A 25,252-nucleotide genomic window follows, 5' to 3' on the forward strand; every position below is an offset into this window, starting at 1 on the left:
ATTACATCCTAAAGACGCCTTGAGCTTTATCACCCCAAGACTTGTTAAGACTTGCCGCAATTCCTAGCGCCAGCACACGACGTGTGTCCGCCGGATCAATGATTCCATCATCCCATAGACGGGCAGAAGAATAATAAGCAGAACTTTCTTTTTCGTATTTTTCAAGAGTTGGACGTTTGAATTCCGCTTGTTCTTCAGCACTCATCGTTTGTTTTTTCGCAGCCATTTGATCTAGTTTCACTGTAAGCAAAACATTCGCCGCCTGCTCACCGCCCATGACACTGATCTTTGCGTTCGGCCACATCCACAATTGACGAGGCTGATACGCTCTTCCGCACATTCCGTAGTTTCCAGCACCATAAGATCCACCAATCACCACTGTGAATTTAGGAACGTGGGCATTGGAAACGGCCATCACCATTTTAGCACCGTGTTTCGCGATGCCTTCATTTTCGTATTTCTTACCGACCATGAAGCCTGTGATGTTTTGCAAGAAAATCAAAGGCACTTCACGCTGTTCACAGAGTTCAATAAAGTGCGCCGCTTTTTGCGCGCTCTCGCTGAACAAAACACCGTTGTTCGCGATAATTCCCACAGGCATTCCCCAGATGTGAGCAAATCCTGTGACCAAAGTTTTTCCGTAAAGAGCTTTAAACTCGTGAAACTTAGAACCATCCACGATGCGCGCAATCACTTCACGTACATCAAACGGCACGCGACTATCCTTAGGAATCACGCCATAAATTTCTTTGGCATCAAATAAAGGCTCTTCCACCGGAGCCATTTTCATTTCTACAGCACGTTTGTGATTTAAGTGCGCCACGATCGAACGAGTGATTTCAATCGCATGTTCATCGTCTTCAGCAAAATGATCTGTCACACCACTTGTTTCGCAGTGGACTAGAGCACCACCCAACTCTTGCGCATCGACAACTTCGCCTGTTGCCGCTTTGACAAGAGGAGGTCCGCCCAAAAAAATGGTTCCATTTTCTTTCACAATGACAGTTTCATCACTCATCGCGGGAACGTAAGCTCCCCCCGCCGTACAAGAACCCATGACCACGGCAATTTGTGGAATGTTCGCAGCAGACATACGAGCTTGATTGTAGAAAATTCTTCCGAAGTGATCACGATCCGGGAAAACATCGGCTTGCATTGGCAAGAACGCGCCCCCTGAGTCGACAAGATAAATACAAGGAAGTCCGTTTTCAAAAGCGATCTCTTGGGCACGAAGATGTTTTTTCACTGTCATTGGGAAGTAAGTTCCCCCCTTCACAGTGGCATCATTGGCTACGATCACGCATTCAGTTCCATGAATCACACCAATTCCCGTGATCACACCGGCACCTGGAGCTTGGCCTTCATACATATCCCAAGCTGCCAAAGAAGAAAATTCAAGGAAAGCAGTTCCGCTATCGACAAGAGCTTCAATACGCTCACGAGCCGTCAGTTTTCCGCGCGCTTTGTGTTTTTTCGTCGCGTCTTCACCGCCACCTTGTTTTACTAAATTCACTCTCTCACGCCATTCACTCACGATGCCCATCATGGCTTCACAATTGGCTTTAAAATCAGAAGAGTTTGTATCTAAATGGCTCTCTAAAATTTCCATATTATCCTAGCGCGGGTGTATGTTTAAAACTCAAATTCAAACGAAGTTCAGCAACCGCTTGCTCGTGCTCATCGAACACTTTCAATTCAGCTTCGGCTTTGGCTTCGCGGTGGTCACGCACTTCAGCTAGAACCACTTCACGTGTTGTTTCCGGCAACTCCATGCGCACTCGGCAGTCGTCGCTTTGGTTTTTAAAAAATTCAGATTCAATGCGAGTCACAGTCACTTCGAAGTTTCCGATAGGAGCATGGCGCATCCACAACAGTTTCGCCGCTTCGATGGCTGCCGTCGTGATCGCCCCTTCGTGCATGTGGTTGGTTTCCGAGAAATTGCGCGTGCGAGCCGGAATCACCATTTCCACTTGCGTGTCCGAGAGGCGAGAAATTCTCAAACCCATGCCGGCTGAAAAAGGTCTTACGATATCAAGAGCATAACTCAAAGCAGCATGAGAAGCCTTAGGAGAAACCTCCTCCAAAAGAGCCGCCAGATCCGCCGCACTTAAGCGAATGCCACGATCTTCGAGTTGAGACTTGAGTCCCTCTTTGGCAGTTTGCAATTGCTGACGCAAGTTTTGCTCCAGCTCAATCCCCTTTGACATTAAGATTGTCAGCCATTGTTGGTTCATGAGATATCCTCTCTGCACGAGTGTTGAAAAAAACGGAATATCATGGTCGGATAAGGATGTCAGTTTTATCACACTGAGTAAATAGAGAGAGGACTCTAGGAATGAAGAAAATTGTTAGCCTCGTTGTTTTCATCGCAGCGCTTGTTTGGACTTGGAACGTGATTCACACTTCTGATGCTGTTGGTTTTGAGACGCACTCCGGCATTCAGGCTAAATTGGCGGAATTGATCCAAAATACTTTATCTGCAAAGAAACCAAACGCTAAAGATCTTTCTATCATGCGCCTTTGGACAGAATCCCTTGGGGACAACAAAGTTCGCGCTGTTTTCGCTTATAAATTTGTCGACACATCGGAGGGCGGCGAAGCTCTTGAACAAGTGATCGAAGGCGAAGCCCTTTTGTACCGCGAACCCTCTGAAGACTCTGCCGTTGATAAATGGACTCTTCAATCTGTTAAGACGACGAACGACATCGTGGTTTTCACAGAAGGTTCAACAATCACTCCGGGAGAAGCTCCCGAAGGCGCGGAGCCGACTCCAGAGCCTACAGCCAGCCCAACTCCTACTCCAACGGCTGCTCCTCACAAGTAATGCCAATTCCCACACAGTTCATCCAGATTGATGAAGAGGGTTACGGACTGAGCCGCGAGGTTCGCATCCAAGATCCTCTTGTGGGACAAGAACTTCTGCAAAATCTAAAAATTCACGAGGGCGGAACTCTTCTTTCTACCATCGGCACAACTCCGGTGATTGTCGAAGCCTTCGATGAACCTTACATCGCTCAACAAGTTCAGCTTAAAGACGACAATACGTGGGAAATTTCTCTTCCTTACGGTGTGCACTTTGCTTTTTCTTTAGAGTCTCTATCTTTGGACGAATGGGATCGTTTTCACGGTTACACGTCCAATAAGATTCCCTTTGTGATGTCGCGAAAAGCTCAAGCCAGTTTCTTTAATATGCTTGATGAATTCGGCGACGACTTTGTCGAGTTCCAAGGAAAAACCTACGACATTCCGAACTACTGGCCTGCAAATAAAGACGTAGAAAAAGAAACTTACTGGAGCCAAATCTATAAAACGGAAGCAAATCCGGGATGGAATTTAGGGGAACCAGCAGAGGCATTGAAAGACATGCTTCCCCGTCTGAAAATTTCTCGCTCTCGTGTTTTGGTTTTAGGATGCGGCGAAGGCCATGATGCTGCTTTCTTTGCTAAAGCCGGACACTTTGTCACAGCCGTGGATATTTCTCCGATGGCGATCGAAAAAGCTCGCAAGAATTATGGTGATCTAGAGAATTTAACATTCGTAGAGGCTGATTTATTCAAACTCCCTCGCGAATACGATCAAGCCTTTGACGTTATCTTTGAACACACTTGTTACTGCGCGATCAACCCTGCAAAACGCCAAGACCTGGTCAAAGTATGGAACCGTCTTCTTGTGAGCGGCGGCCATTTGATGGGAGTCTTCTTCGCGTTCGAAAAGCGCCAAGGCCCTCCGTATGGAGGCACCGAGTGGGAATTGCGCCAACGCCTTAAATCCGCTTATCAACCCATCTTCTGGGGCCGCTGGCAAAAATCCATCCCACGCCGCCAAGGAAAAGAACTTTTCATCTACTGCAAAAAGACTTAAAAGAACCTGGCACCTTTCGGAGGCTTTATGCATATTGAATTTACTCAAGCAGATGACAGTCACATTGATGCTCTTGTGGAGCTTGTGAACTCAGCTTATCGCGGAGATTCCTCTAAAGAAGGTTGGACTACTGAAGCAGACTTGTTGGATGGTCGACGGGCCGATGCTGAGGGTATTCGTTCTATCATCAACAAAGAAGACTCCGTTGTTTTGATTGCCGAAGATGACGACACGGGGGACTTACTTGGCTGCGTTCACTTGGAAAAACAGAACACCAAATGTTATCTGGGAATGTTAACCGTCGATCCGACTTTACAAAGTCAGGGAATTGGCAAGATGTTGTTAGCAGAGTCAGAAGCCCTTGCACAATTCTGGGATTGTACTACCATTTTTATGACGGTGATTTCAGTACGTACAGAGTTGATTGCTTGGTATCAAAAGCACGGCTTCCGCAATACAGGTGAAAAGAAACCTTTCCCTTACGGCGACGAACGTTTCGGAATCCCCAAAGTACAAGGCCTAGAATTCACAATTCTAGAAAAGAAAATCTAAGGTGCCTGATTGAACCTGGCACCTTCTTGAGGGGGAAAAATGATCAAGGGATTGATCTTAGCGGTTTTGGTTGCGTTTGTGAGTGCGGGTGCTCAAGCAAGGAATGAGATTCCCAACGATAAAAATGTGTTACAGCGTTTTGGCGCTTGTAAGTCGGAATTCCTCCCCTCTAATTTTCAACTTTTCGTGTGGAATATTAAAAAGGCCGAGGCCAGAGCCGAGTGGGCTCGCGACTTTGAACACTTTGTTCCAAAGTCTGATGTCGTTTTACTTCAAGAAGCGATGATGGATAAATTTATGCCGGCCATCGCTCTTCGCCAGCAAGGCTTCTGCTGGGATTTCGCGACAAGTTTTATCAACAGTGATCGTGAAGGCACGGGCGTTATGACGGGATCTCCGGTGATTCCTCTTTCCGTTCATTTCCTCAGAAGTCCTGGCCGTGAACCGGTTCTTAAAACTCCGAAAATGGTTATCATTGAAGAGTATGCCTTGGCCAATGCGTCTGACACTTTATGGGTGGCAAATATTCACGGACTTAATTTTGTCTCTAACAAACACAACCGCGAACAAATCGAACAAGTTGCGGCCTTTCTAAAAAAACACAAAGGACCCGTGATTTTCGCCGGAGATTTCAATTCGTGGAACGGGGAACGCCGCCAATACCTGGATGAGATTCTTGGAAAATTGGGAATGAAAAACATTCCTCTTGCCGATGACAATCGCGGAATGAAGCTTGATCACATCTATGTGCGGGGCCTTGAGGCCACAGAGGCAAAATTGCACAATGATATCGAAAGTTCTGACCACAAACCGCTGACCGCCGATTTCCGTCTTAAATAACGGCTCTCCTCTGAAAAAAGGGGGCTTCACGGTCGCGAAGCCTCTCTGAAACTTCCGTTAAGATTCATTTTTTGTATAATAACTTCTCATCTATGTATTAAAATTTTTCTTGTTTTAGGCGCATAGTCATCTCATTGGAGGTCACTATGTCATTAAAAACTGCTGTGCTAGCGCTTTTCGGGATGTTTGCTGCCTCCACGTCTTTGGCTGATCAAATGGGTCCTAACGGCGACAAGTTTTATGAAGAAGCTGCTCACTACGAGCACGCTTGCAAAGAAGAGCCGTGCAAAGCTCCTTACTCCGAGCAAATTGTTTACAATCAAAAAAACAAACTGAATAAACTTTCTGTAGAAACAAAAGAAGTTCTTAAAAAGATCGCTGTCGAACAAGCGCAAATCTGGGGCGACACTATTCTTGAGGGTGACTACCACTCAGCGGGTCGCACTCGTTTGGATTCAGTTTTGGCGTTCTACAAAGACAATCAACTTGTTGGTTACAAAATTCAGTATTCTGAAAAAGCCTGGTATACAGGTGAGTGCGAATTTAACGGTAAACGTGAGTCTTTAAAGGATTGTCAAGAAGGCCGTATCGTTGAAGGAAGCTACGTTTCTTCTGACGCACAAACATATTTCAGCGATGAAGAACGTTACGCTGAGTTCTCTTTTATCCAGAATTAGTCTATAGTCGCCGACATGGCGATAGTAATAGAAACCAAAGACCTTTCCCGCGTCTATCAGACATATCAAAAGCCCGAAGGATTCGTGAATTCCTTGCGCGGCTTTTTCAATCGAAAACATGTATCTCGTACAGCCGTAGAGAAAACCACTCTGCAAATTGAGTCTGGTCAAATCGTCGGCTTGGTCGGCGCCAACGGAGCTGGCAAAACCACTTTGCTTAAAATGCTCTCGGGACTTGTCACTCCAACAAGTGGCGAAGCTTTGGTTTTGGGCTACAAACCCTGGGAAAGAAAAAACGAGTTCCTTCGCCAGATCAGCATTCTTCTGGGACAAAAGAATCAATTGTGGTGGGATATTTCTCCGGCGGATTCTTACGCCTTGCTTGCCCGCATCTATGATATCGAACCGACCTATGCGCGAAAACGCGTTGAACAATTGGCAGAGATGCTTCAGTGTTCACACGTTCTGCACACGCAGCTTCGCCGCCTCAGCCTGGGTGAGCGTATGAAGATGGAAATCATCGGTGCTCTTTTGCACGAACCTAAAGTTTTATTCTTAGATGAACCGACCATTGGATTGGACATCGTGGCCCAAGAAACCATTCGTGAATTCTTGGATGCATACGTGAAAGAAAAAGGTCCCACGGTCATTCTAACCAGTCATTACATGGACGATATTGCAAAGCTTGCCGACAAATTACTTTTGATCAGCAAAGGTCACATTGTCTATCAGGGAACTGTTCCTGAATTTGTTGCGAAATCGAATAGCGAACTCGCTGAAAACGAAGAGGTTGATTTTGAAGACGTCATTCGCCGTTTTTTGGAAACGGAATCTCGCGTTCGCTAAGCTCGCGATCGTTTCCAATTTAGAATACAGATTAAATTATTTCGTCGACGCCATTGTGCAGCCGACCCTCACGACAGGAATTGAAATCTTGTTGTGGGTCGCCGTCTTTGCCGGAGCGGCAACAAGCGAGATCGCAGGTTTTAGTCGCGAGTATTATCTTTCTTACGCCCTTTGGGGTGCGTTCTTTGCGCGCATCTGCACAAGCTGGATGTATGAGTTCCGCATGATTCAAGAAATTGACTCCGGAAGTGTGAACAGTCTTCTGGTGCGCCCGATGACCTTCTATGAATATTATTTCTCACAACTGATGGGCTATAAGTTCATCACGACTCTTGTTTCGATGATGGTGCCTTTGATTGCCGTAAGTATTTTCGATCTTCCGACCAAATACGAGCGTCTGCCTTTGGCATTTGCGCTAGAGTTTTATTATCTTGTTCTGGTCCACTCGATCAGTTTTGTGATCGCCTCTTCCGCATTTTATCTGAACAAAGTTTATGCTTTCACGGGCGCTAAAAACTTAGCCCTGTGGCTTTTCACCGGGGAACTTTTCCCGTTGGACTTAATGCCTGAACCTTTTAAATCTGCTGTTATCGCCTTGCCTTTCAGTGCGGGCGTGTATGTACCTGTGGGTTATCTCACGGGCCGCCTTGAAATCGGGTCTATTTGGCAATCGTTTATTTCTATCACAATTGCGATTGTCATCGTGAATGCTATCGGTGCTTATATGTGGCGCAAAGGTGTGAATGTCTATACGGGAACAGGGGCCTAAATATGAAAACTTTAAAAAAGTATTTCTACTTATACCTCGCCCTCTTCCGCACAAGTTTTATTGCCGACCTTGAATACCGCGTGAATTTTCTGACTCGTATTGCGTCGGATATCTTCTGGTATATCGCGCAGATTCTAACTTTTGAGGTGCTCTTCCGTCACACTCCAAAAATCGGCGATTGGAATTTGGAGCAAATGCGCGTGTTTCTGGGGGTCATGTTTGTCGTTGATGGCATTTACATGATTGTTCTGTCTGAGAACTTAGATCAGTTTTCTGAAAAAGTACGCAAGGGAGACTTGGATTTGCTTTTGGCAAAACCTGTGAACTCCCAATTCATGTTGAGTTTGCAAAAAGCTTCAACGGCGATGATCGGAAATCTTATGCTGGGCACGGGATGGTTTATCTATAGCCTTGTGCAACTGCCTAATTTTGAATGGCTTCGTCTTTTATGGCTTTTGATCCTCATTCCTTGCGGGTTGATCGCTTTGTATGCCATGCGCTTTGTGATGGCTTCAACAGCTGTGATCTTTGCACGCTCTGAAAACCTACAGTTTATCTGGTATCAAATCTATCGCTTGGGAATGCGCCCTGATTCGATTTATGTTCCTTGGTTTAAGTGGTTTATTCTAACGGCTCTTCCTGTGGGAGTGATTGCCAGTGTTCCGGCAAGAGCGCTGTTAGAACCGCCGCAACTTGCACTGTTCGTCTGGGTTGTGGCGCTGGCAGGGCTTTTAATTTATCTTTCAAACAAGTTTTGGAAATTTGCTTTAAAATTTTATTCGAGCGCAAGTTCGTAAAGAAAGGTTTTTGTATGCTTAAAATTTATGGTTCTCCATTATCAAGTGCCGGCCGTTGTTTTTGGATGCTAGAAGAACTAGGCCTTCCCTATGAAGTGATGCCTTTGGATATGAAAAACAAAGAGCATAAGTCCGATCCGTTTTTAAAACTCAATCCTAATGGAAAAGTCCCTGTTCTTGTAGACGGTGATTATGTGATCTGGGAATCCATGGCGATCACGAACTATCTTGCAAAAAAACACAAAAGTCCTTTAAGCGCACAAACGCCTGAGGAAGAAGGACACATGATGCAGTGGAGTTTTTGGGCACTGGCTGAATTCCAACCACCTGCAATCAACTGGCTGATTCAAGAAGTCTTTGTTCCTGCCGAACATCGAAATCATCAGGTGATTGAAGATTCTAAAAAAGCGTTGCCTCGTTTACTCACAGTTCTTGAAAAAGGACTTGAAGGCAAAACACATCTGGTAAACGAAAGATTTTCTTTAGCGGACCTTCATGTTGCTTCCGTTTTGAATGTTATTGCTGCTTTAGGTTCCGACCTGTCTCAGTATCCAAAAATTCAAAGCTGGATGAAGTCAAACTCGGACCGTCCCGCATTTCAAAAAGTGGCAGCCATGCGCAAGCACTAAGCTTGCGCCCTATTTCGTGATGTGAAGCTGAATAAAATCAATCTTGCGGCGAAGTTCTGGATTCTGCGGCGACAGAACTTTCGCACGCAGATCAAATGAAGTTCCATCCAAGAACTGAAATCTCCAAGATTCTAACTCCCGAGCGACGACGGTTGCGGCTAGTGTTTCACAGAAGTCCTCTTCAGGACTGTAAAGCGAAAAGGGTGTCACAAACCCCGACGCCAAATATTCACGATAAAAATCGTCCATGGCTTTAAGATCCACGGTTGTTTTATTCGCTGGTAAAACAAAGTTGATCAGATTCTGATTGTGTGGACGTGGAGTTCCGTAATTGATCCCAGGAACAATCGGACCCGCCGCTGTGATCCAAGAAATAAATCCCCAGTGGTGTTCTTTGAATGGGTTGCAATTTCGATGACCGCCAAAAACGATGCAGCTGTTAAAAAGATCCGGATCTCCCGCTTTGCGAAGAGGGTTGTAAATCAGATGACCGACTTCATGGGTCAGAAGATAAAGAACTCCCAAACCGTGGTCAGCTCCAGTGTGTTGAAATCCAAAGCTCTTAGGGAAATCGACTTCCGCCAAAGATTTCTTGCTCAAAGATTGTCGGCGCATTGTCTCTTGATGTTTTGAAAAGCTGTAACCACTTTCAAGAAAACCGCGGGAAATTCCCACATAATTCGGACGAAAATATGACCACGAGAGTGTGCGACTGCCAGGCAGGGTCGGGTAAACTCCCAAGCCGTTCAAGCCACAAAGTTTCTTTTTCATCCACTCTGGCGCACGTTCGAAAGCATCACGAAGCTGCGTCGCCATCACGGGCACCGTTTCGATGCTCTGACATTTTAGTTTTGTGATTTCTTCACCTGTAAGTTCTTGAGGCTCGTCAGAAAGACATACTTTATTTAAAAAATCTTGAGTTGAACAAGGTACGTCGGCAAACGAAATCAGAGGTTTGAACAGCACCAAGACAAAAAGAATTCGCAACACCGTAAACCTCCATAAATTTATGAAGGCTCATTCATACATCATCACTTCCTGAAAAGACAACTTGCCGAGCACATTGCGTTCGCCGAGAGAATTTATGCACTTCAATCCAGTCCGCATTAGCCCCGCGAATAGTTCTCAAATGCATTTATTTTCGTTTTGATCACGTCGATAGATTTTTGCCAAAACTCGGGACGACGGATGTCTTCTCCCAGATGTTTTTGCACTAAATCTTCCGCAGTCATACGGCCGGTGTCGCGCAAAATATCAATGTACTTTTTCATAAACTCCGAACCAAACTCCGCGCGACGAGCGTAAATGCTCATACTGAAAAGATATCCGAAAGTATAAGGGAAATTATAGAAACTGCGACCCGCCATCGCGAAGTGAAGTTTCGTTGCCCAGAACATTGTATCGTTCTGCGTGATTGTCGGCCCATACCACTTTGTCCATGCCTCATCCGTCAAACGAATCAGCTCGTCAGAACTTAAACTTCTTTTCTCGCGTTGTTCGTAGAAATTCTTTTCAAACTCGAAACGCGCCGGAATATTAATCAAGAAACTGGTCGCCCCTTCGATTTCTCCCCAGGCAAATTCCATTTTTTCTTCTTTGCTGGAAGCTTCTTCAATCAAAACGTCATGCAAAACCGTCTCAGCAAAAATGCTCGCCGTCTCCGCCAACGTCATTGGATAGTTTGTTTGTGAACGCGGCAAATCCTTCATCACCCATGAATGAAAAGCATGTCCCAACTCATGAGCCAATGTTGAAACGTCGCTGTTTGATCCCATGTAGGTCATGAAAACACGAGGTTCACGTTTTTTCGCAAATCCAGTGCAATAAGCCCCATTGCGTTTGTTGGGAAGAACACGTCCTTCAATCCAACGCCTGTCGGCCATCATTTTCACAAAATCCGCCATCTGTGGATCTACGGCTCCGAAAGAATCTTGAATTAAAGTCAGAGCTTCGTCATAACTGCGCTCTTTTTTCCCGCCCGACACCGGACTTTGCGCAAGAAGATCCCAAGGGTCCAACTGCTTTTTCCCCATGAGTTTTGCCATTATCACTGGAGCTTTGCGAGTCTCAGCCAAATTATCATGGCAAGCCGTCAACATCGCCTCCAAAGTCTCACGCTGAATGCGGCTGCCGTGAAGAGCCCCATCTAAAAAGTGCACTGGCTTTGCATAAGATCTTTTTTTATTCACTTCGTGCCGCCAGCCCGAAAGAGAATTCAAAATCGCAGCCGCAGTGTCCTTATGTTCACTCCACGCATTCTGAATACTTTGCCAAGCGACTTTACGAGTTTCCTCATCGACATTGCGAACCAAGGCACTGGCTTGAGCCAGACCCACAGTTTCCGTGCGATCTTTGTATTTCAGATGGCAGCGCATAGAGCCGCTCAGCTTCGTATACAACTCTCCCCACGCTCGCAAACCTGGATTTGAAACGGCTTCAAGAAGAGTTTCTTCATTGTCAGAAAGAAGTGTCGATTTCAGTTCACGTTGGTTCTTCCAAGAAAATTCCGCAGGCTTTAATTCCGGATGAGAAAGAACCTTCGCAAGAAATCCATCTGAACAACGAGTTAAAAAATTAGACACAGGAATAGAAATCTGCGACAAGCGGGACAGCAAACTTTGCAACTCTGATTGTTTTGCCTGAGCTCCATTGTCAGAAGAGTCCACCGACAAAGTGCAACTCAAGTAAGTCGACATATTATAGGCATTTGTCGAAGTGATTTCTTTTTCCAAAAGAAACCTCTGCAAGCCCTCAACAACAGAATCCGCAGGATCTTTTCCTGCTTCGGTTGCCGCACGCAAAGTTCCTTGCAGCGATTCGACAAGTTTTTCTAGTGAATTGATTTTCTCCACAACGCCATCGTATTCGGCTTTGTATTCAGGAGAATTATAAGACGGGTATTCTGATTCGATATTCCAAGCCATTTTTTCCATAGGCTTTAGAGTAGTCAAAGATCCCGAAAGGATCCAAGAAGAAAGAAGGCGGGAACACGGTTTTGCTGTAAGCCGGATTCTGTCCAAATCACCAGGTCCCATAATTTGTCCCGATAATCGTGGATGATCATTCCTCTGGGAGTGCCATTACTGACACCCTCAAGCGATCTTACCCGAAAGCTACGGACTGGCCGTCCTACTAATGCTTCCCTATTTGATCTTGCTCCGCGCAGAGTTTGGCTGTTTTCACTCCAGCGACTCCCCTAGAGGCTCCCGTTCCCGCCTCCAGGCTCAAAGCCCTGGACATTCTCTCTGTTCCACTGTTCCTGACATTACTGTCGAGGGGCGTTACCCCTTGCGCTGCCATATGGAGTCCGGACTTTCCTCTCTAATTTCAACAATTTAGAGATTTATTAGAGCGATCATCCGCAAAACCGAAGTGGATTTCTAACACCCCCCAGCAAATAGCGCAAGAAGGTTTTCTTCAATCCCTTTTTATTTTAATTTCTACGTATCGTTTACAAAAGGATTAAATCATGAAGATCTTGGTATCTCTACTCGCTTTCGCTCTAACACTAGCTTTGACATCTCCTTCTTTGGCTGAAGAAGGCCACGGTGGCGGAGGCCATGGCAATTTGGCAGAAAAAATGAACGCACTTTTCCCAAAACCACAAGAGCAACCAGACAAGCATGATGTTCCTGCGAAACCGGAATTGTCTTCTCCAGCTTATTTCTCTGAAGTGAGCGGCGACAAAACAGCTCTTACTTGGAAAGCCGTTGCAGGCGCTGACGAATATCACGTTCAAGTTGCAACAGATGCAAACTTCAAATGGCTTGTAGCTAACGAATACCACAACAAAACAACTTCATTTGAAGCAACTGGTTTGGAAGCTGGTAAGCACTACTTCTGGCGTGTAGCTGCTGTGAAATCCACAAACTGGAGCACATTCCGTAAGAGCTTCTTCGCGACATCTATGTTCGCAACTCCAGCTGCAAAATAATTTCGTATTATTAGAATTAAATTCTCAAAAAAAGCCTCTGAATTTTTCAGGGGCTTTTTCTTTTTTAAGACTTACATACGCGCAGAGGCTCTTTTTTCAATCTCCTCGCGCGGAACTCGAACAGTCATACCTGACATCGCTCGGCAAGATTCCGCACAACGACGACAGACGGCCGCACATTGTTGGAATACTTCGTCATACTCATAACGTTCACACTCAATCGCACAAGCCTGACAGAGTTCAAACGAAAGCTCACAAGCCTGATTGTGAAACGGTGATTCTGCGATCAAGAGTTGCGCGGACATACGGCACGCGTCCACGCAGAACTGAAGCAAAGAAAGATGCTTCCCGGAAAAAGCCGTGCCCTTTTCTTCCAAACAGTAATGGAAGGTTTCAAGGCAACTGCGGGCACAATTTAAACAATTATTAATACACTTCGTAATATCGCTGTCTTGCATTGGATGAGTAGGCATAACTTCCTCCCTAATTTATCTTCTCCTTAACTATAAAATGAAAAAATAATTTCCTTAAAAAAATGTCAGAGTTCATTTGCTCATTCTGCCAAAAAACATAGCTTCGCCTTGAAGTCCGCGTCCAATGCGGCATTCAAAAGGGCACGAGATACTGAGGACTCAAAATGAAAGGACGTAAAATACTTCAATATCACTTTTAACGATTCGTGAATTACAAAACTTTAATTCCCAGGGAGTTTTGTAATTTTATTAAAATTAAATAATCTGAAAGACTTAACACATGACTCACTCCGTTTATGAAGCACTGTTAAATTCAAATGCGGTCATAGAATTCGATATCCAAGGAAAAATTCTTTGGGCTAATCAGAATTTCTTAAACTTATTGGGTTATGAATTACATGAACTTGTCGGGCAACATCACTCCATTTTCTTACCAGATTTTCATCAGCACGAATTGGAACACCAAGAAATGTGGAATCAGCTTGCTGAAGGACAAACCCAAGCGGGAGAGTTTAAACGTCTTTCAAAAGATAAATCCATAGTATGGATCCAGGGATCATACACTCCTGTTCGCAATGCCATGGGGGAAGTCACGAAGATCGTCAAGATGGCTCTGGATGTGACAGAGAAAAGAAGTCTTGCCGAAAATCTTGAAAAGAAAAATAAAGAACTTCTCACCACAGCCGCGAAAGCCAAAGCGGCCACTTATGCAAAATCTGTTTTCTTAGCAAACATGAGTCATGAAATTCGCACGCCGTTAAATTCTATTATCGGGATTACGGACACCTTGGCGGAAACACCTCTCGATGATCAACAGTCTTCCTTCGTCGAAATTCTTCAGCGCGCGAACAGCCAGTTGATGACAATCATCAATGACATCTTGGATTTGTCTAAAGTCGAAGCCGGCGAAATTGAACTCAAGCTTCTACCCTTTGAACTTCAAAAACTCTTAGATGAACTCATGGCAGTTCTGGGCTTTCGCGCGAAAGAAAAAGGGTTGCAGCTAAAAATCCAAGTCGAGCCCGATGTCGACTCCTTCTATATCGGTGACGTGGATCGTTTGCGCCAAGTTTTGATGAATTTATTGAATAATGCCATTAAGTTCACTCACAAAGGCGAAGTCTCTTTGCGAGTGGCAAAGAATCGAACCTCCCGTCCCGGAAATATTCTTTTTTGTGTGGCAGACACAGGAATCGGCGTTCCTAAATCGAAGTTCAAAGATATTTTTCAACCCTTCACTCAGGCGGACTCTGCAACCACACGTCGGTATGGCGGAACGGGCTTGGGACTTTCAATCACAAAAAACATTGTGCAGTTGATGAATGGACAAATTTGGCTGGAAAGTGACGAGGGTGTCGGAAGTGTGTTTTATTTTACGGCGACAATGGCAACCACGACAGAACGCAAAACCCACATGCACAATCCTCTTCAAGGACGTTATCAATTGAGCGACATTAAACATACTATTTCAACAAGCCGCCTCCGCATCCTGATCGTCGATGACGTCGACGACAATCGCAATCTCTTTGGAATTTACCTGCAAAACACTGTTCACAATATTATTTACGCCCAAAGCGGTGCGGAAGCCGTGGAGCTCGCCTCCCAAGAACATTTCGATATTATTTTTATGGATGTACAAATGCCGGGAATGGACGGCTATGAAGCCACACGCTCTATTCGCACGATGGAGCAATTGAATAAGCGCACACCGGCTCGTATATTCGCCTGCACTGCCAACGCCTTTTCTGAAGACGTCGAAAAAAGTTTGCAAGCAGGATGTGATATGCACTTATCCAAGCCTATTCGCAAAGACACTTTAGTGAAAGCCATCAATTCATTCTTCAGTTCGACAGAAGCTGTTTATTAAGTTGCCACTTGTCCAAAACCGTATGGCGGGATAAAGTTCCCGTTTCTTCAACGGAATAGAAGACCTGGACTGACGAAGGATCATCGCTCCAGTGATAAATCATACCTGCACACATCTTACAAGGCTTGTGGGTGGAGTAAAGAACAGCGCCTTGAGGAATCTTGCCTTTAAATTCACGGAAAAGGCGCTGCAAAAGATTCACTTCTGCATGCAACGTTTTATTCTTGGAATTGGAATTAACTCCATAACTTAAAACTTTTCCCGTGGAATCCAACAAGAGAGCCGCGATATCGCGATCGTAATCGTGCAAAATCTCTCCACGGGGAACTCGTCTTGCCAGTCCACTGGCCAGATGCAAAAGATCCCTGGAGCTTGCCGCCGTGTTGCCGGCAATCCAATCTTGAATATCCTGCAAAGGACTCTGATTTTCAGAATTTAAATGCCGGACAGGAATAAGAACCTCTTCAGAAGTTCCAACCTGTTCAAAATGCAAGTCCAAACTCAAACCGTGATCTTGGGCAGTGATATTCTCGCTAATCCTTTTTCCGACGACTTTAACCATGCCCCGGCACATTTCTGTCAGCGACCCGGTCACGAAAATCCTTTGGCGCAGAATAAAGAAGCTGTGATCGACAAATTGATCAAAAATTCCCTGCAAAAGCTTCACTGTCGCCGAAGAAGGTGCATTGGCGTTTTGAGGAAATAAAGCATAGTAAAGAACCCCTTTGTACTCCACAAAGGCCAGATCCCGTTCGGGCTGATTGAGTAAAAAAGCTATATGCTCTGCTCTTTTTTCTGCCAACATAGAGGAATTGGTACCACAACCCTTAAATTTTGTCTAAATATGGCCTGCGGCTTGCGCCGCAGGATGTGGAACAAAAAATGGCTCGCGACCCGTAGGGCGGCGAAGCCCAACTGGACTAGTATGGACATGATCAAAAACCGCCTCGAAAAGAACTATAAAAAACTGAAAAGCTGGTCGGAACGCCACCAAATCGAGGCCTTCCGCCTTTATGATCGTGATATTCCTGAGTATCCCTTTATTGTCGATATCTACAAAGATCACTATGTCATTTACGACAAAAGCGAATTCTTTAAAGACAAAGATAAGAATCACCTCCCTCATGTTGTTGATGCTTTGAAAGCTTTGTTTAAGTGCACTGACGAAAAAATCGTTATCAAAAAACGGGAACGCCAAGAGGGCCTTAAACAATATGAAAAACTCGATGCCAAAGAAGAAACATTTGTTGTGCGTGAGTCCCAGGCGCTTTTCAAAATTAATTTGTACGATTATTTAGACACCGGCTTGTTTTTAGATCACCGTCCTATGCGCCAAAAAGTTTTTAAAATGGCGGGCGATAAAAAGTTCTTAAATCTTTTCTGTTACACGGGTTCTGTGAGCGTTTTTGCTGCTTTGGCCGGAGCCCGCACCACCAGTGTCGACATGTCTCAGACCTATTTGCGCTGGGCTCAAGACAACTTCGAACTCAATGGTCTTGATTTTGGCTCTCACAGTTTTATCAACGCTGACGTTCTTGAATGGTTGCGTGCCCATCGCAATCAAAAATCCTTTGATATGATTTTCTTGGACCCTCCGACATTTTCAAATTCCAAAAAAATGGAAGACACATTTGAAGTCGAGCGCGATCAGGACTTTCTGGTGGACTCCTGCATGAGCATGTTGAGTGACGGAGGAATTCTTTATTTCTCGAACAACAAGAGGAAATTTAAACTGTCTGCGAACATCTTGTCTAAGTACACCGTGAAAGATATTTCAGAGGACAGCATCCCTCAGGACTTCCACGACAAGAAAATACACAACTGCTTTGAGATTAAAAATAAATAAGAGATCTATCGCCACCGTAAGGTGAAATGGGAGCACCGCCTCTTTAGAATTGTTCAAAACATTCTAAAAAGGCGAGGTGAATCGTGATTCGCAATCTACAAAAAATCTTTTTGGGATCTCTTTTAACTGTTTCTACAGTGACGACAACAACTTGGGCCGAAGAAAAAACTCTGACAGCTGCAAAAGTGGCACGCCCTTCTCAGTACATTATGATCGGTTTTGATGGCGGACTTGACCTAAAACAATGGCAGGCCACGCGCGACTTTGCAGCGGATATGAATAAAAACAAAATGCCGGTGAATTTCACGTACTTTATCAGTGGCGTTTATTTTCTTCGCGAAGCCAACCGCCACTTCTATGCTCCGCCAAAACATGATGTCGGCTATTCTTTGATTGGCTTTGGTGAAAGTGCTCAGGGCATTGCCTCTCGTATTGACATGATGAACGACGCGTTTGCCGAGGGACATGAAATCGCTTCCCGTGCAAATGGACAATTCCCAGGAGGAGCGGAAAGATGGGACACAGCAGACTGGGAGTCGGAGTTCCGCCAGTACAATGATTTGCTCTTTGGAGCTTATTTTAACAATGGCCTTACTCCGAGTGCAAAATATCCGCAAGGATATGCACTCGGCGAAAAAGACATTGTTGGATTCCGCGCTCCCCGCCTGAGCGTCAACGAAGCTCTTTGGAAAACCATGAAGGACTTCAATTTTAAATACGACATTTCTGTCACGGGCGATATGACTCACTGGCCGTACAGAAACAGACAGGGCTTCTGGAATATCATCTTACCCATGATCGAAATGGCCGGCACAGGCAAATTAGTCACGGGAATGGACTACAACTTTTACTATGTGCATTCCAAAGCAAAAGAAGATCTCGCCAATCGCGAGGCCTATCGTAAGCAGATGTTTGATTCCTATATGAACTATTTCAATTTGAACTACTACGGTCGCCGAGCGCCCGTAAGCCTGGGACACCATTTTGAAAAGTACAACGGCGGGGCTTACTGGGATGCCCTTCAGGATTTTGCTAAGAAAGTCTGTGGCATGCCCGAGGTAAAATGTGTCACTTACAAGCACTACGCAGGATGGTTGGACAGTTTGGACGAAGACACGTTCAGAGCCTACAGACTTGGTCAATTCGACCTCTTGCCTCGTCCACGTCGTCCCAGTGCAGTTTCAGCTTTCTAAGTAGAGCACTAACTCTTTGAAAGTACGATTTTTTTCAAAGATTTAAAAAGCGGACAAAAAGACCTTGTCAGGGGGGTGAAAAGATCCTAGAACCCCCCTTTCATAAAAAACAAATCCATTTCTGGGAGGACAAGGAATTGAAAGCTTTAGGTCGCCATATTTTAGTTGAGTTCAGTGGTTGCAACGCAGAGGTTTTGAACGACGTTTCTATCATCGAAAGAAGTATGATTGAAGCCGCACAAATCGCAGGAGCTACTGTAATTAATTCGACTTTCCATCACTTTTCTCCGTGGGGAGTCAGTGGTGTCGTGGTGATTCAAGAAAGCCATTTAGCAATTCACACTTGGCCTGAATACCGTTACGCTGCTGTCGATCTTTTCACTTGTGGCGATTCGGTTGATCCCTGGGTTTCTTTCGAACACTTGAAAAAAGCTTTCCAAGCTAATTACTCTGCGCTTGAAATGAACCGTGGATCTCTTCACGTCATTCAAAAAACAGATTTCCAACCCAAAGTGATGCGCGAAAAACCTTCTTTCGATTTGACGAAAGGTGTGCAAATCGAGCGCAACGTATGGTTCACGGATAAAGACGAAAACCAAGCCTTGTCTTTGCGCTATACGGGTGATGTTCTCTTCGACGAAACAAATCCATTCCAACGCGTGCGTGTTTTGGATTCTTACTCTCACGGAAAATTCTTGGCGATCAACAACATGGTGATGTGCACAGAGCGTGATGAATTCCATTATCACGAGATGATCACTCACCCGGTGATGCAAACTCACGGAAATGCCAAGAACGTGCTTGTTATCGGTGGTGGCGACGGCGGAACAATCCGAGAACTTTTCAAATACGATCAAATCGAAAAAGTCACGATGGTGGAAATCGACGAAGCGGTGATTCGTGCTTCTAAGCAACATCTTCCACAAATCGCTTCGGAGTTCGGCAACTCGAAATTGAATCTCATCATCGGCGATGGCATCCAATTCGTAAAAGACGCAGCTCCAGGTTCTTATGATGTGATCATCGTGGATGGTTCAGATCCTGTAGGTCCCGCGCAAGGTCTTTTCACTGCGGAGTTCTACACAAACTGCAAAAACGCATTGAAAGAGGGCGGCCTGATCGTCACTCAAGGTGAATCTCCGATGTTCCACGAAGGCACTTTCGTTGAATTAAACCAATGCCTTAAAGGAATTTTCGGCAAAGGAAGCGTCCACACAATGCTTTTCCACGCAACGACATATCCATCTGGAATGTGGAGCCTGCAAGTGGGCGTGAAGGGACAATTTCACCCAGCAAAAGACTTCAATAAAGACAAAGCGCGCCAATTCTCTACGGCCAAAGGTCTTAAGTACTACAACGAAGATTTGCACACAGCGGCTTTCTCTTTGCCTACCTTCGTCAGGACGATGCTCGGCGAAAATGCTTAATTCATAGACCGCCTCCTATTTTCATTATAGTTTCAATTGGGACTAAACAAATGGACCACATAAAGTGGTCCACGAAAATCCCAGAAACAATAGGAGGCGTAAATGTTCAAACTACCTACTCTACCCTACGCAAAAACCGGTCTTGCTCCTTTGTTCAATGAAGAACAAATGACTTACCACTACGACAAACATCACAAAGCTTACATCGACAACTTGAATAAGTTCGCTGAAACAGATGCTTCTCTTAAAGGAAAATCCCTTGAAGAGATCACTCTGACTTCATCGGGCGGCGTATTCAACAATGCGGCTCAAGCTTGGAACCACACATTCTTCTGGTTCGGGATGTCTCCAGCAGGCCAAGGTGGCAAACCTTCTGCTGATCTAGAAGCCGCGATCAAACGTGACTTTGGTTCTATGGATGAGCTTAAAGCGAAATTCGTAGACGGCGGTGTTAAAACTTTCGGTTCAGGCTGGATCTGGCTTTGCACAGATGCATCTGGCAAATTGAGCCTGGTTTCTACATCAAACGCCGCAGTTCCATTCACAAACAACGGCCCGGCTCCATTGCTTGTTGCTGACGTTTGGGAACATGCTTACTACGTTGATTACAGAAATCTTCGTCAAAAATATCTTGAGACTTTCTGGTCGCAAGTAAACTGGAACTTCGTTTCAGAAAACTTCGCTTCTAAAAAAGTTCGCGATTTGACGAAATCAATGACGTAGGTACCTGCTTCCCTTCGTTGGGAAAAAGTACATCAAAAAAGAGACTGAGCTCACGCCAGTCTCTTTTTTATTATCTCAGCCATTTCCTTCTAGGATCTTTTTTATCAACAGGCCATGTGCTCCATGGCACATTCAGCTCACAGGCTTTCAGGAAATTTTCTAAAATCAGTTCTGCATCATCTCTTTGCCAGAAATCTTTAGCGTGAGTGCTTTTGGTTTTTAAGGCGATATCGGAAACGAGTGAATAAACCATCCCACTCATCGGTGGGATTAAAAATCCCATCGTGGAAAGAACACCCTGCAAACGAGATAAAACAGATTTACCTCCCACAGAATGCATAAGCACAAAGACCGCGCTGGGTTTTCCCATCAAGGCCGTCGAAGCTTCAAGGTCCGTCATGTCTTCCAAAAGTTTCTGAAGAGGACTCCCCCACGAATCCCAATATGTTCCCGTCACAAAGATCACACCTGAGGAATTCTCAATCTTCATTCTAAGGCCCGGCCCATAAGAGGTTTTCGCCAAGTGAACGACATCAACAGAGGCCTGCTTTTTTAAAAGCGATAAAAGCCCCTTAATCCACAGGGCACAATTGCCTTTGTCGCCCGATGGACTGCCATTCAGAATTAAGATTTTTTTCATAGTCGATCCGCCCGTTTGCTCATCTCTGGGGTCCAATGCTATTTCTTCCCCATAAAGAGGGGTTCCCATGATGAAGTTTTTCTTTGTTCTATTATTGTCTGTATCTACCGCTCACGCCAAGGACATCCGTCCACTTTTTGAAGCTTTGGAAGATTCAGGTGAGAAATACTTTATCGTAGGGACTGTTTGTGAGCAGGTTGCCAAATTGAATCTGGAACAGATCTATAAAGCTCCCGAGTTCACAGTGACAACAGGCATCCAATACGGTGGAGGCAAAGGCACGATCGGCGAACTCGATGTGATTGTATTCCGCAACTCCAATAAATCCGCAGTTGTTGTCGCTGAAGTAAAATGCTGGAGCAGTCTACCTGGTGCTCTTAAAAAAGCGAAAGAACAAAGAAAACGCTTCTTACAAACTCTGGGTGCTGGTCGCAAACTGCATGTCACTTGCGGCGGTAAAGACTGCGGTTTATCTGAAAAGAACTTCAACCAAGTACAAAAATTTATTTCTATCTCTCAAGACGGCGGAATTGAAAAAGGTTTCGACATGACTTTGGGATATTCTTTAGACGAAATGATGGAACTTCGTAAACAGTTGATGTCCTGCCAGGAACGCGGCGAGTGCCGTCGCCCTCAGTAAAAAAAAGAGGGCGCCTCTTGCAGGCGCCCGTACATGGAGGGATGGGAAAAGGACCGCATATTACAATGTGTGTACTCTCATCAAGACACCTCCTGGGTTGTTTCTTCAAATTTAAAATCGACAGTAACAGGAACTCTTCGGGGAGGGTCTTTAATTTCAATGAAATTTAAGACGTCCCGCACCCCGGAGAGCTCCCACGCCGAGGCGACCGCCATCGCTTTAAGTCTTGGTCGGAAGACTTCACCTTCGAGCTTGACGATACCGTCAATCACGTCGACTTCGATATGCTCTCCGCCGATTTTGATCATCTCCGCCAATTGCGACTCAAGGATTTTGGTAATCTCTTCGTCCGTTCGATAATAATCTACTGGAACTACAATTCGATCTTCCACGGCCCATACGCCTTCTGTGTCAGAGATCGCTTCCAGTGCTGCGTTCTTTTTGTATGAGGTGTCTACAAAGCCACTGACAATGACTACACCTCCACGGACGACGACATCAAGGTCGGCAATGCTTACTCTCTTATCCCATTTGATTCGGTCGCGAATTCTTCGCGCCAATTCACTATCAACCTGGTTTTTCTTTAGAAGAGTATTCATATGCTGCTCCTTCTACCTTGGTTTCTATTATTATTTACATTTCAGGCCACTCTCTCTTCATCAGAGAGTGGGATAAAATCCAACATCGGATCATGTCTGTGATGTTGCGATTTAAGAGAGGATCTTTTGCTCATAATGACTTTCAATGCTGAAATAGTCTTAGCTACACATCTTTTGAAGTTCTCATCGTTCTTACGCACTTTAATCACTGTGCGCAGGCGCGATGGTTTTAAGATGACCTCACAAGTGTAACTCGGTTTCCGAGTCTGCGATCTATGTCGATCAGTCTCGACACGGACCGTGAGGTGAGCACCACTATCGTATTTGAAAAACTCCTCTACGGCCCCTTCGACTTTCTCCATCAAATAGGCTTCAAGGTTTTCAGTTTTAGTGATGTCTCTGTAGTAGATGTCTGTTTGCATGATCTACCTCCTTGTTCTTTTCTTATTATCGTAGAGAACAATGATTTCTTTAAATATATAATTTAGATGACTTAATTAGCTTTAAGTTATATATTTAGAGAGTCCCATTGAGGATTTTCCTGAATCCTTCACTACTTACAGAGTTGCAGCGAAGGACCAGTTCCAAAAAGGCTCCAAAAAAGCCTTGTCAGCAGGGGGTCTAGATTCATGTTTAACTACAACCACTTATATTACTTTTATGTAACGGCGAAGCTAGGTGGCGTCAGTAACGCTGCAAAATATCTTCATATAAGTCAGCCTTCTCTCAGCTCCCAATTAAAAGTTTTTGAAGCTTCGATAGATCAAAAACTTTTCGAGAAAAAAGGACGACGTTTACAGCTCACTCCCGAGGGAGAGCGCGCCTTTGCGTACTCTAAAAAGATATTCGATATCGCCGCTGAATTTGCAGAAAGTTTGCGTTCTCCGTCTGAAAAACAAAGTCAGAAAATTCGTATTGGTGTCACAGATCAAGTTGAGCGTCCTTTTATCGCCGATCTTTTAAGTCCTCTGATCAAAGAACGAAAGCGCAGTGTTGAAAAAACATTCTTTGTGAGTTCTGCTCCTTCCGAAACTTTGATCAGCCAACTGCGCAGTCAGGAAATCGACTTGGTCCTTACCAACAAGCCTATTTACTCTGAAGACGTGAAAGAATTTGCGTCAGCCAGCATGCCTGTGAATCTTTTGGTTTCTACGCAGAATTTGAAGGAACTTAAAATCCGTATTTCTAAGAACACCTCGGCCCTTGAATTTCTGAATGCCGTTCCCTGGGGATTGATCATCCCTTCTTACAAAATGAAACTGCGCCATGAAACGGATCTCTTTTTTCAAGAGATCAAAGCTCGCAAGAAAGTCGTTTTTGAAAGCGACATTATGTCTGTCGTAGGTCGTGCCATTGTCGACGGCGCAGGGGTTGGTTTTTTACCTGTGCCTTATGTCTATGACGAAGTGAAATCGGGAGTTCTAACTTCTATCGGACCGAAAGCGGGATATTGGAAACACACGGTTTATCTTTTAGGAAGAAAAGACGCGAACTACGACGAAGTCGTGGAAGACGTAAAGAACAGTGTAAAGCGCCTGGAAAAAATGGTTTAAGGCGCAGATGATTTCCACGCCTTAAACCTTCGGAGGATCTTAGTAAGGTTGACGAACCTGGCTGTTTGCCAGATCCATCGCCAGCACCAAAGCAATTTTCGTGTAAACTGCCGAGTGCTTAAAGTTAGATTCAGGACTGATCACGTCGTTAGAAGTGTGGATATTTTTGTTACTTGCTTTGAAGGTTGCTTCAAAAGGCATCAAAGCTGGATAACCTTGACGGTTCCAAGAAGCATGATCGCTGCAACCATATCCACATTTATCATCGACAATGCGCGCGTGAAGATAAGTTTCGTTCATCGCTTTTAGATAATCACGAAGCCATGCACTTGTGAAATCCGTCATGCTTCCGATCACAAGCTCGCCAGATCCCGGAAACAAAGTCATGTCCAATTGAAGAACAGCAATGACGTCTTTTTTCTCTGCTTTATATTGTTTTGCAACTTCCGCAGAACCTAAAAGACCTGACTCTTCCCCTGCGTACCAGAAAATCTCGACGGTACGTTGTGGTTGCGGTTTATCCATGAGGATGCGCAAAGTTTCAATCAAGTTCGCAGAACCCGAAGCATTGTCGTCAGCTCCCGGAGCTCCTTTTCCACCGCCCCAAGATTGGTTGATGGAATCCAAGTGCCCACCCAACACCACAATCTCATTCGGACGTGTACTTCCTGGCAAACGCACACGCAAAGTGTTTTGTTTTGTGGAAGAGTGTGTGATTTCAGAAATTTCATAAGGGATCGTTGCATTAGCCAGCATCGCCTCAAGACGTTGTTTCATCTCAACCACGTGTTTATTCGGCTGAGCATCGCGGTTATTTCTGTTCGGGAATGCCGAAAGCCACTGAACATAACTGCGCAGGTTGCTTTCGCTGACTTCTGTTAAAGCCGCTTCAATCTGCACACTTTTTTCCAAAGAAAGAATTTTAAACGGAGCTCTTTCGTAAAGATCATTCTTTTCTTTGATCTTTGCTAGTTCCGTTAACATTTTGTCGAATCCGTGAGACTGCAACATCACATCGGTGCTCAGATCTTCAAATCCTCCGCACTTGCCCACGGCATGAGCACGCTCTTGAATTCTTTGCTGCATAAGAGGCGTCACCATCGCGTAGCCCACTTCAACACTTTCATCTTTTGCAAGAACGGGAATATTGAGGGCGCGTAGGTCGTTCAGATCAGCAAGAATTGGTTTTGTTTCGAAATTTTCAAGAGTTGGAACGTGAGCCATCGCATTCGATGCGACGAATAAAAGAGCCATCGTGGCCAATTTCATAATTCAATCCTTTGAAAAATTTCAGCCATCCGGGCCGGCGCAACAAAATCCATCTTGGTTTTTTGTTACTGCATGGTAATGGTAACTTTTTTGTCCTCATGTTGGCAAAGACAATTC

27 protein-coding genes and 1 other RNA gene are annotated in these 25,252 nt (G+C 44.9%); 17 read left to right on the top strand and 11 right to left on the bottom strand.

Annotated features, from left to right (window positions below; genetic code table 11):
• Position 1 precedes the first annotated feature (1 nt).
• Positions 2–1,609, bottom strand: coding sequence for a carboxyl transferase domain-containing protein (locus tag ACL934_RS18170; RefSeq protein ID WP_374075934.1), 1,608 nt, complete (start codon positions 1,607–1,609; stop codon positions 2–4).
• Between the two features lies 1 nt (position 1,610).
• Entirely contained in the window at positions 1,611–2,234 is a 624-nt protein-coding gene (locus ACL934_RS18175; protein ID WP_374075935.1) for a hypothetical protein, read from the bottom strand.
• Positions 2,235–2,335: 101 nt separating this feature from the next.
• Here ACL934_RS18175 and ACL934_RS18180 point away from each other — a divergent pair, with 101 nt between their 5' ends.
• The 9 genes from ACL934_RS18180 (at position 2,336) to ACL934_RS18220 (ending at position 8,971) form a co-directional block, all read left to right on the top strand.
• Positions 2,336–2,824, top strand: a complete 489-nt coding sequence (locus tag ACL934_RS18180; RefSeq protein WP_374075936.1) for a hypothetical protein — start codon at positions 2,336–2,338, stop codon at positions 2,822–2,824.
• Positions 2,824–3,861, top strand: a complete 1,038-nt coding sequence (locus tag ACL934_RS18185) for a class I SAM-dependent methyltransferase (RefSeq protein ID WP_374075937.1) — start codon at positions 2,824–2,826, stop codon at positions 3,859–3,861. Before ACL934_RS18180 ends, ACL934_RS18185 begins: the two co-directional genes overlap by 1 nt.
• A 27-nt stretch (positions 3,862–3,888) precedes the next feature.
• Positions 3,889–4,413, top strand: a complete 525-nt coding sequence (locus ACL934_RS18190; RefSeq protein WP_374075939.1) for a GNAT family N-acetyltransferase — start codon at positions 3,889–3,891, stop codon at positions 4,411–4,413.
• A gap of 39 nt (positions 4,414–4,452) precedes the next feature.
• A complete protein-coding gene (locus ACL934_RS18195) occupies positions 4,453–5,253 on the top strand; it encodes an endonuclease/exonuclease/phosphatase family protein (protein WP_374075941.1) in 801 nt (266 codons plus the stop codon).
• Positions 5,254–5,399: 146 nt separating this feature from the next.
• Positions 5,400–5,930, top strand: a complete 531-nt coding sequence (locus ACL934_RS18200) for a hypothetical protein (RefSeq protein ID WP_374075942.1) — start codon at positions 5,400–5,402, stop codon at positions 5,928–5,930.
• A gap of 15 nt (positions 5,931–5,945) precedes the next feature.
• Positions 5,946–6,776, top strand: a complete 831-nt coding sequence (locus tag ACL934_RS18205) for an ABC transporter ATP-binding protein (RefSeq protein ID WP_374075944.1) — start codon at positions 5,946–5,948, stop codon at positions 6,774–6,776.
• 55 nt (positions 6,777–6,831) lie between these two features.
• Positions 6,832–7,545, top strand: coding sequence for an ABC transporter permease (locus ACL934_RS18210; RefSeq protein WP_374075946.1), 714 nt, complete (start codon positions 6,832–6,834; stop codon positions 7,543–7,545).
• Positions 7,546–7,547: 2 nt separating this feature from the next.
• Positions 7,548–8,342: an ABC transporter permease gene (locus ACL934_RS18215; protein WP_374075948.1), complete on the top strand. Its 795-nt coding sequence runs from the start codon at positions 7,548–7,550 to the stop codon at positions 8,340–8,342.
• 14 nt (positions 8,343–8,356) lie between these two features.
• A complete protein-coding gene (locus tag ACL934_RS18220; protein ID WP_374075949.1) occupies positions 8,357–8,971 on the top strand; it encodes a glutathione S-transferase family protein in 615 nt (204 codons plus the stop codon).
• 9 nt (positions 8,972–8,980) lie between these two features.
• On the opposite strand, the gene ACL934_RS18225 is transcribed toward ACL934_RS18220, so the two are convergent.
• The 3 genes from ACL934_RS18225 to rnpB form a co-directional block, all read right to left on the bottom strand.
• Complete coding sequence (locus tag ACL934_RS18225) at positions 8,981–9,961, bottom strand: hypothetical protein (protein ID WP_374075950.1); 981 nt, start codon at positions 9,959–9,961, stop codon at positions 8,981–8,983.
• A gap of 116 nt (positions 9,962–10,077) precedes the next feature.
• Positions 10,078–11,922, bottom strand: coding sequence for a M3 family oligoendopeptidase (locus ACL934_RS18230; protein ID WP_374075951.1), 1,845 nt, complete (start codon positions 11,920–11,922; stop codon positions 10,078–10,080).
• 34 nt (positions 11,923–11,956) lie between these two features.
• An RNA gene (gene rnpB, locus ACL934_RS18235) (RNase P RNA component class A) lies at positions 11,957–12,342 on the bottom strand.
• Between the two features lie 98 nt (positions 12,343–12,440).
• Between rnpB and ACL934_RS18240 the strand changes: the two genes are divergently transcribed.
• Positions 12,441–12,905, top strand: coding sequence for a fibronectin type III domain-containing protein (locus ACL934_RS18240; protein WP_374075952.1), 465 nt, complete (start codon positions 12,441–12,443; stop codon positions 12,903–12,905).
• 71 nt (positions 12,906–12,976) lie between these two features.
• Here the strand turns inward: ACL934_RS18240 and ACL934_RS18245 are convergent, their stop codons facing one another.
• Positions 12,977–13,378: a four-helix bundle copper-binding protein gene (locus ACL934_RS18245; protein ID WP_413612712.1), complete on the bottom strand. Its 402-nt coding sequence runs from the start codon at positions 13,376–13,378 to the stop codon at positions 12,977–12,979.
• A gap of 280 nt (positions 13,379–13,658) precedes the next feature.
• On the opposite strand from ACL934_RS18245, the gene ACL934_RS18250 reads away from it, so the two are divergent.
• Positions 13,659–15,245, top strand: coding sequence for a PAS domain-containing hybrid sensor histidine kinase/response regulator (locus tag ACL934_RS18250; RefSeq protein WP_374075956.1), 1,587 nt, complete (start codon positions 13,659–13,661; stop codon positions 15,243–15,245).
• On the opposite strand, the gene ACL934_RS18255 is transcribed toward ACL934_RS18250, so the two are convergent.
• The gene (locus ACL934_RS18255) at positions 15,220–16,050 is read right to left on the bottom strand and encodes a Bd3614 family nucleic acid deaminase (protein ID WP_374075958.1); all 831 of its coding nucleotides are present in this window, start codon (positions 16,048–16,050) and stop codon (positions 15,220–15,222) included. The genes ACL934_RS18250 and ACL934_RS18255 overlap by 26 nt on opposite strands.
• 120 nt (positions 16,051–16,170) lie before the next feature.
• Here ACL934_RS18255 and ACL934_RS18260 point away from each other — a divergent pair, with 120 nt between their 5' ends.
• The 4 genes from ACL934_RS18260 (at position 16,171) to ACL934_RS18275 (ending at position 20,434) form a co-directional block, all read left to right on the top strand.
• The gene (locus tag ACL934_RS18260; RefSeq protein WP_374075959.1) at positions 16,171–17,091 is read left to right on the top strand and encodes a class I SAM-dependent methyltransferase; all 921 of its coding nucleotides are present in this window, start codon (positions 16,171–16,173) and stop codon (positions 17,089–17,091) included.
• Between the two features lie 83 nt (positions 17,092–17,174).
• On the top strand, positions 17,175–18,284 hold the full coding sequence (locus ACL934_RS18265; protein WP_374075961.1) for a hypothetical protein: 1,110 nt from the start codon (positions 17,175–17,177) through the stop codon (positions 18,282–18,284).
• A gap of 137 nt (positions 18,285–18,421) precedes the next feature.
• Positions 18,422–19,711 carry a polyamine aminopropyltransferase gene (gene speE / locus ACL934_RS18270; RefSeq protein WP_374075962.1) on the top strand — a complete coding sequence of 430 codons (1,290 nt, stop codon included), beginning with the start codon at positions 18,422–18,424 and terminating at the stop codon, positions 19,709–19,711.
• A 102-nt stretch (positions 19,712–19,813) separates the two neighbouring features.
• Positions 19,814–20,434 carry a superoxide dismutase gene (locus ACL934_RS18275; RefSeq protein WP_374075964.1) on the top strand — a complete coding sequence of 207 codons (621 nt, stop codon included), beginning with the start codon at positions 19,814–19,816 and terminating at the stop codon, positions 20,432–20,434.
• Between the two features lie 70 nt (positions 20,435–20,504).
• Here ACL934_RS18275 and ACL934_RS18280 read toward each other — a convergent pair whose 3' ends face one another.
• Positions 20,505–21,074, bottom strand: coding sequence for a flavodoxin family protein (locus tag ACL934_RS18280; RefSeq protein WP_374075965.1), 570 nt, complete (start codon positions 21,072–21,074; stop codon positions 20,505–20,507).
• Between the two features lie 67 nt (positions 21,075–21,141).
• On the opposite strand from ACL934_RS18280, the gene ACL934_RS18285 reads away from it, so the two are divergent.
• Positions 21,142–21,714, top strand: coding sequence for a hypothetical protein (locus ACL934_RS18285; RefSeq protein ID WP_374075967.1), 573 nt, complete (start codon positions 21,142–21,144; stop codon positions 21,712–21,714).
• 80 nt (positions 21,715–21,794) lie between these two features.
• Here ACL934_RS18285 and ACL934_RS18290 read toward each other — a convergent pair whose 3' ends face one another.
• Positions 21,795–22,313: a BON domain-containing protein gene (locus ACL934_RS18290; protein ID WP_374075968.1), complete on the bottom strand. Its 519-nt coding sequence runs from the start codon at positions 22,311–22,313 to the stop codon at positions 21,795–21,797.
• A 41-nt stretch (positions 22,314–22,354) separates the two neighbouring features.
• The gene (locus ACL934_RS18295; RefSeq protein WP_374075970.1) at positions 22,355–22,735 is read right to left on the bottom strand and encodes an HPF/RaiA family ribosome-associated protein; all 381 of its coding nucleotides are present in this window, start codon (positions 22,733–22,735) and stop codon (positions 22,355–22,357) included.
• A gap of 207 nt (positions 22,736–22,942) precedes the next feature.
• Here ACL934_RS18295 and ACL934_RS18300 point away from each other — a divergent pair, with 207 nt between their 5' ends.
• Positions 22,943–23,866: a LysR family transcriptional regulator gene (locus ACL934_RS18300; RefSeq protein WP_374075972.1), complete on the top strand. Its 924-nt coding sequence runs from the start codon at positions 22,943–22,945 to the stop codon at positions 23,864–23,866.
• Between the two features lie 39 nt (positions 23,867–23,905).
• On the opposite strand, the gene ACL934_RS18305 is transcribed toward ACL934_RS18300, so the two are convergent.
• On the bottom strand, positions 23,906–25,135 hold the full coding sequence (locus ACL934_RS18305) for a M20/M25/M40 family metallo-hydrolase (protein ID WP_374075974.1): 1,230 nt from the start codon (positions 25,133–25,135) through the stop codon (positions 23,906–23,908).
• Between the last annotated feature and the right edge of the window lie 117 nt (positions 25,136–25,252).

Source organism: Bdellovibrio sp. HCB-110 (assembly GCF_047323225.1).
Taxonomy (GTDB): Bacteria; Bdellovibrionota; Bdellovibrionia; order Bdellovibrionales; family Bdellovibrionaceae; genus Bdellovibrio.

What these genes read in the sequence shown, in the direction of transcription:
- ACL934_RS18285 (WP_374075967.1), top strand. Translation starts at nt 21,142, where the DNA reads ATGATGAAGTTTTTCTTTGTTCTATTATTGTCTGTATCTACCGCTCAC.
- ACL934_RS18240 (WP_374075952.1), top strand. Translation starts at nt 12,441, where the DNA reads ATGAAGATCTTGGTATCTCTACTCGCTTTCGCTCTAACACTAGCTTTG.
- ACL934_RS18220 (WP_374075949.1), top strand. Translation starts at nt 8,357, where the DNA reads ATGCTTAAAATTTATGGTTCTCCATTATCAAGTGCCGGCCGTTGTTTT.
- ACL934_RS18180 (WP_374075936.1), top strand. Translation starts at nt 2,336, where the DNA reads ATGAAGAAAATTGTTAGCCTCGTTGTTTTCATCGCAGCGCTTGTTTGG.
- ACL934_RS18280 (WP_374075965.1), bottom strand. Translation starts at nt 21,074, where the DNA reads ATGAAAAAAATCTTAATTCTGAATGGCAGTCCATCGGGCGACAAAGGC.
- ACL934_RS18195 (WP_374075941.1), top strand. Translation starts at nt 4,453, where the DNA reads ATGATCAAGGGATTGATCTTAGCGGTTTTGGTTGCGTTTGTGAGTGCG.
- ACL934_RS18185 (WP_374075937.1), top strand. Translation starts at nt 2,824, where the DNA reads ATGCCAATTCCCACACAGTTCATCCAGATTGATGAAGAGGGTTACGGA.
- ACL934_RS18200 (WP_374075942.1), top strand. Translation starts at nt 5,400, where the DNA reads ATGTCATTAAAAACTGCTGTGCTAGCGCTTTTCGGGATGTTTGCTGCC.
- ACL934_RS18205 (WP_374075944.1), top strand. Translation starts at nt 5,946, where the DNA reads ATGGCGATAGTAATAGAAACCAAAGACCTTTCCCGCGTCTATCAGACA.
- ACL934_RS18260 (WP_374075959.1), top strand. Translation starts at nt 16,171, where the DNA reads ATGGACATGATCAAAAACCGCCTCGAAAAGAACTATAAAAAACTGAAA.
- ACL934_RS18290 (WP_374075968.1), bottom strand. Translation starts at nt 22,313, where the DNA reads ATGAATACTCTTCTAAAGAAAAACCAGGTTGATAGTGAATTGGCGCGA.
- ACL934_RS18275 (WP_374075964.1), top strand. Translation starts at nt 19,814, where the DNA reads ATGTTCAAACTACCTACTCTACCCTACGCAAAAACCGGTCTTGCTCCT.
- ACL934_RS18190 (WP_374075939.1), top strand. Translation starts at nt 3,889, where the DNA reads ATGCATATTGAATTTACTCAAGCAGATGACAGTCACATTGATGCTCTT.
- ACL934_RS18215 (WP_374075948.1), top strand. Translation starts at nt 7,548, where the DNA reads ATGAAAACTTTAAAAAAGTATTTCTACTTATACCTCGCCCTCTTCCGC.
- ACL934_RS18170 (WP_374075934.1), bottom strand. Translation starts at nt 1,609, where the DNA reads ATGGAAATTTTAGAGAGCCATTTAGATACAAACTCTTCTGATTTTAAA.
- ACL934_RS18305 (WP_374075974.1), bottom strand. Translation starts at nt 25,135, where the DNA reads ATGAAATTGGCCACGATGGCTCTTTTATTCGTCGCATCGAATGCGATG.
- ACL934_RS18300 (WP_374075972.1), top strand. Translation starts at nt 22,943, where the DNA reads ATGTTTAACTACAACCACTTATATTACTTTTATGTAACGGCGAAGCTA.
- ACL934_RS18245 (WP_413612712.1), bottom strand. Translation starts at nt 13,378, where the DNA reads ATGCCTACTCATCCAATGCAAGACAGCGATATTACGAAGTGTATTAAT.
- ACL934_RS18250 (WP_374075956.1), top strand. Translation starts at nt 13,659, where the DNA reads ATGACTCACTCCGTTTATGAAGCACTGTTAAATTCAAATGCGGTCATA.
- ACL934_RS18255 (WP_374075958.1), bottom strand. Translation starts at nt 16,050, where the DNA reads ATGTTGGCAGAAAAAAGAGCAGAGCATATAGCTTTTTTACTCAATCAG.
- ACL934_RS18175 (WP_374075935.1), bottom strand. Translation starts at nt 2,234, where the DNA reads ATGAACCAACAATGGCTGACAATCTTAATGTCAAAGGGGATTGAGCTG.
- ACL934_RS18295 (WP_374075970.1), bottom strand. Translation starts at nt 22,735, where the DNA reads ATGCAAACAGACATCTACTACAGAGACATCACTAAAACTGAAAACCTT.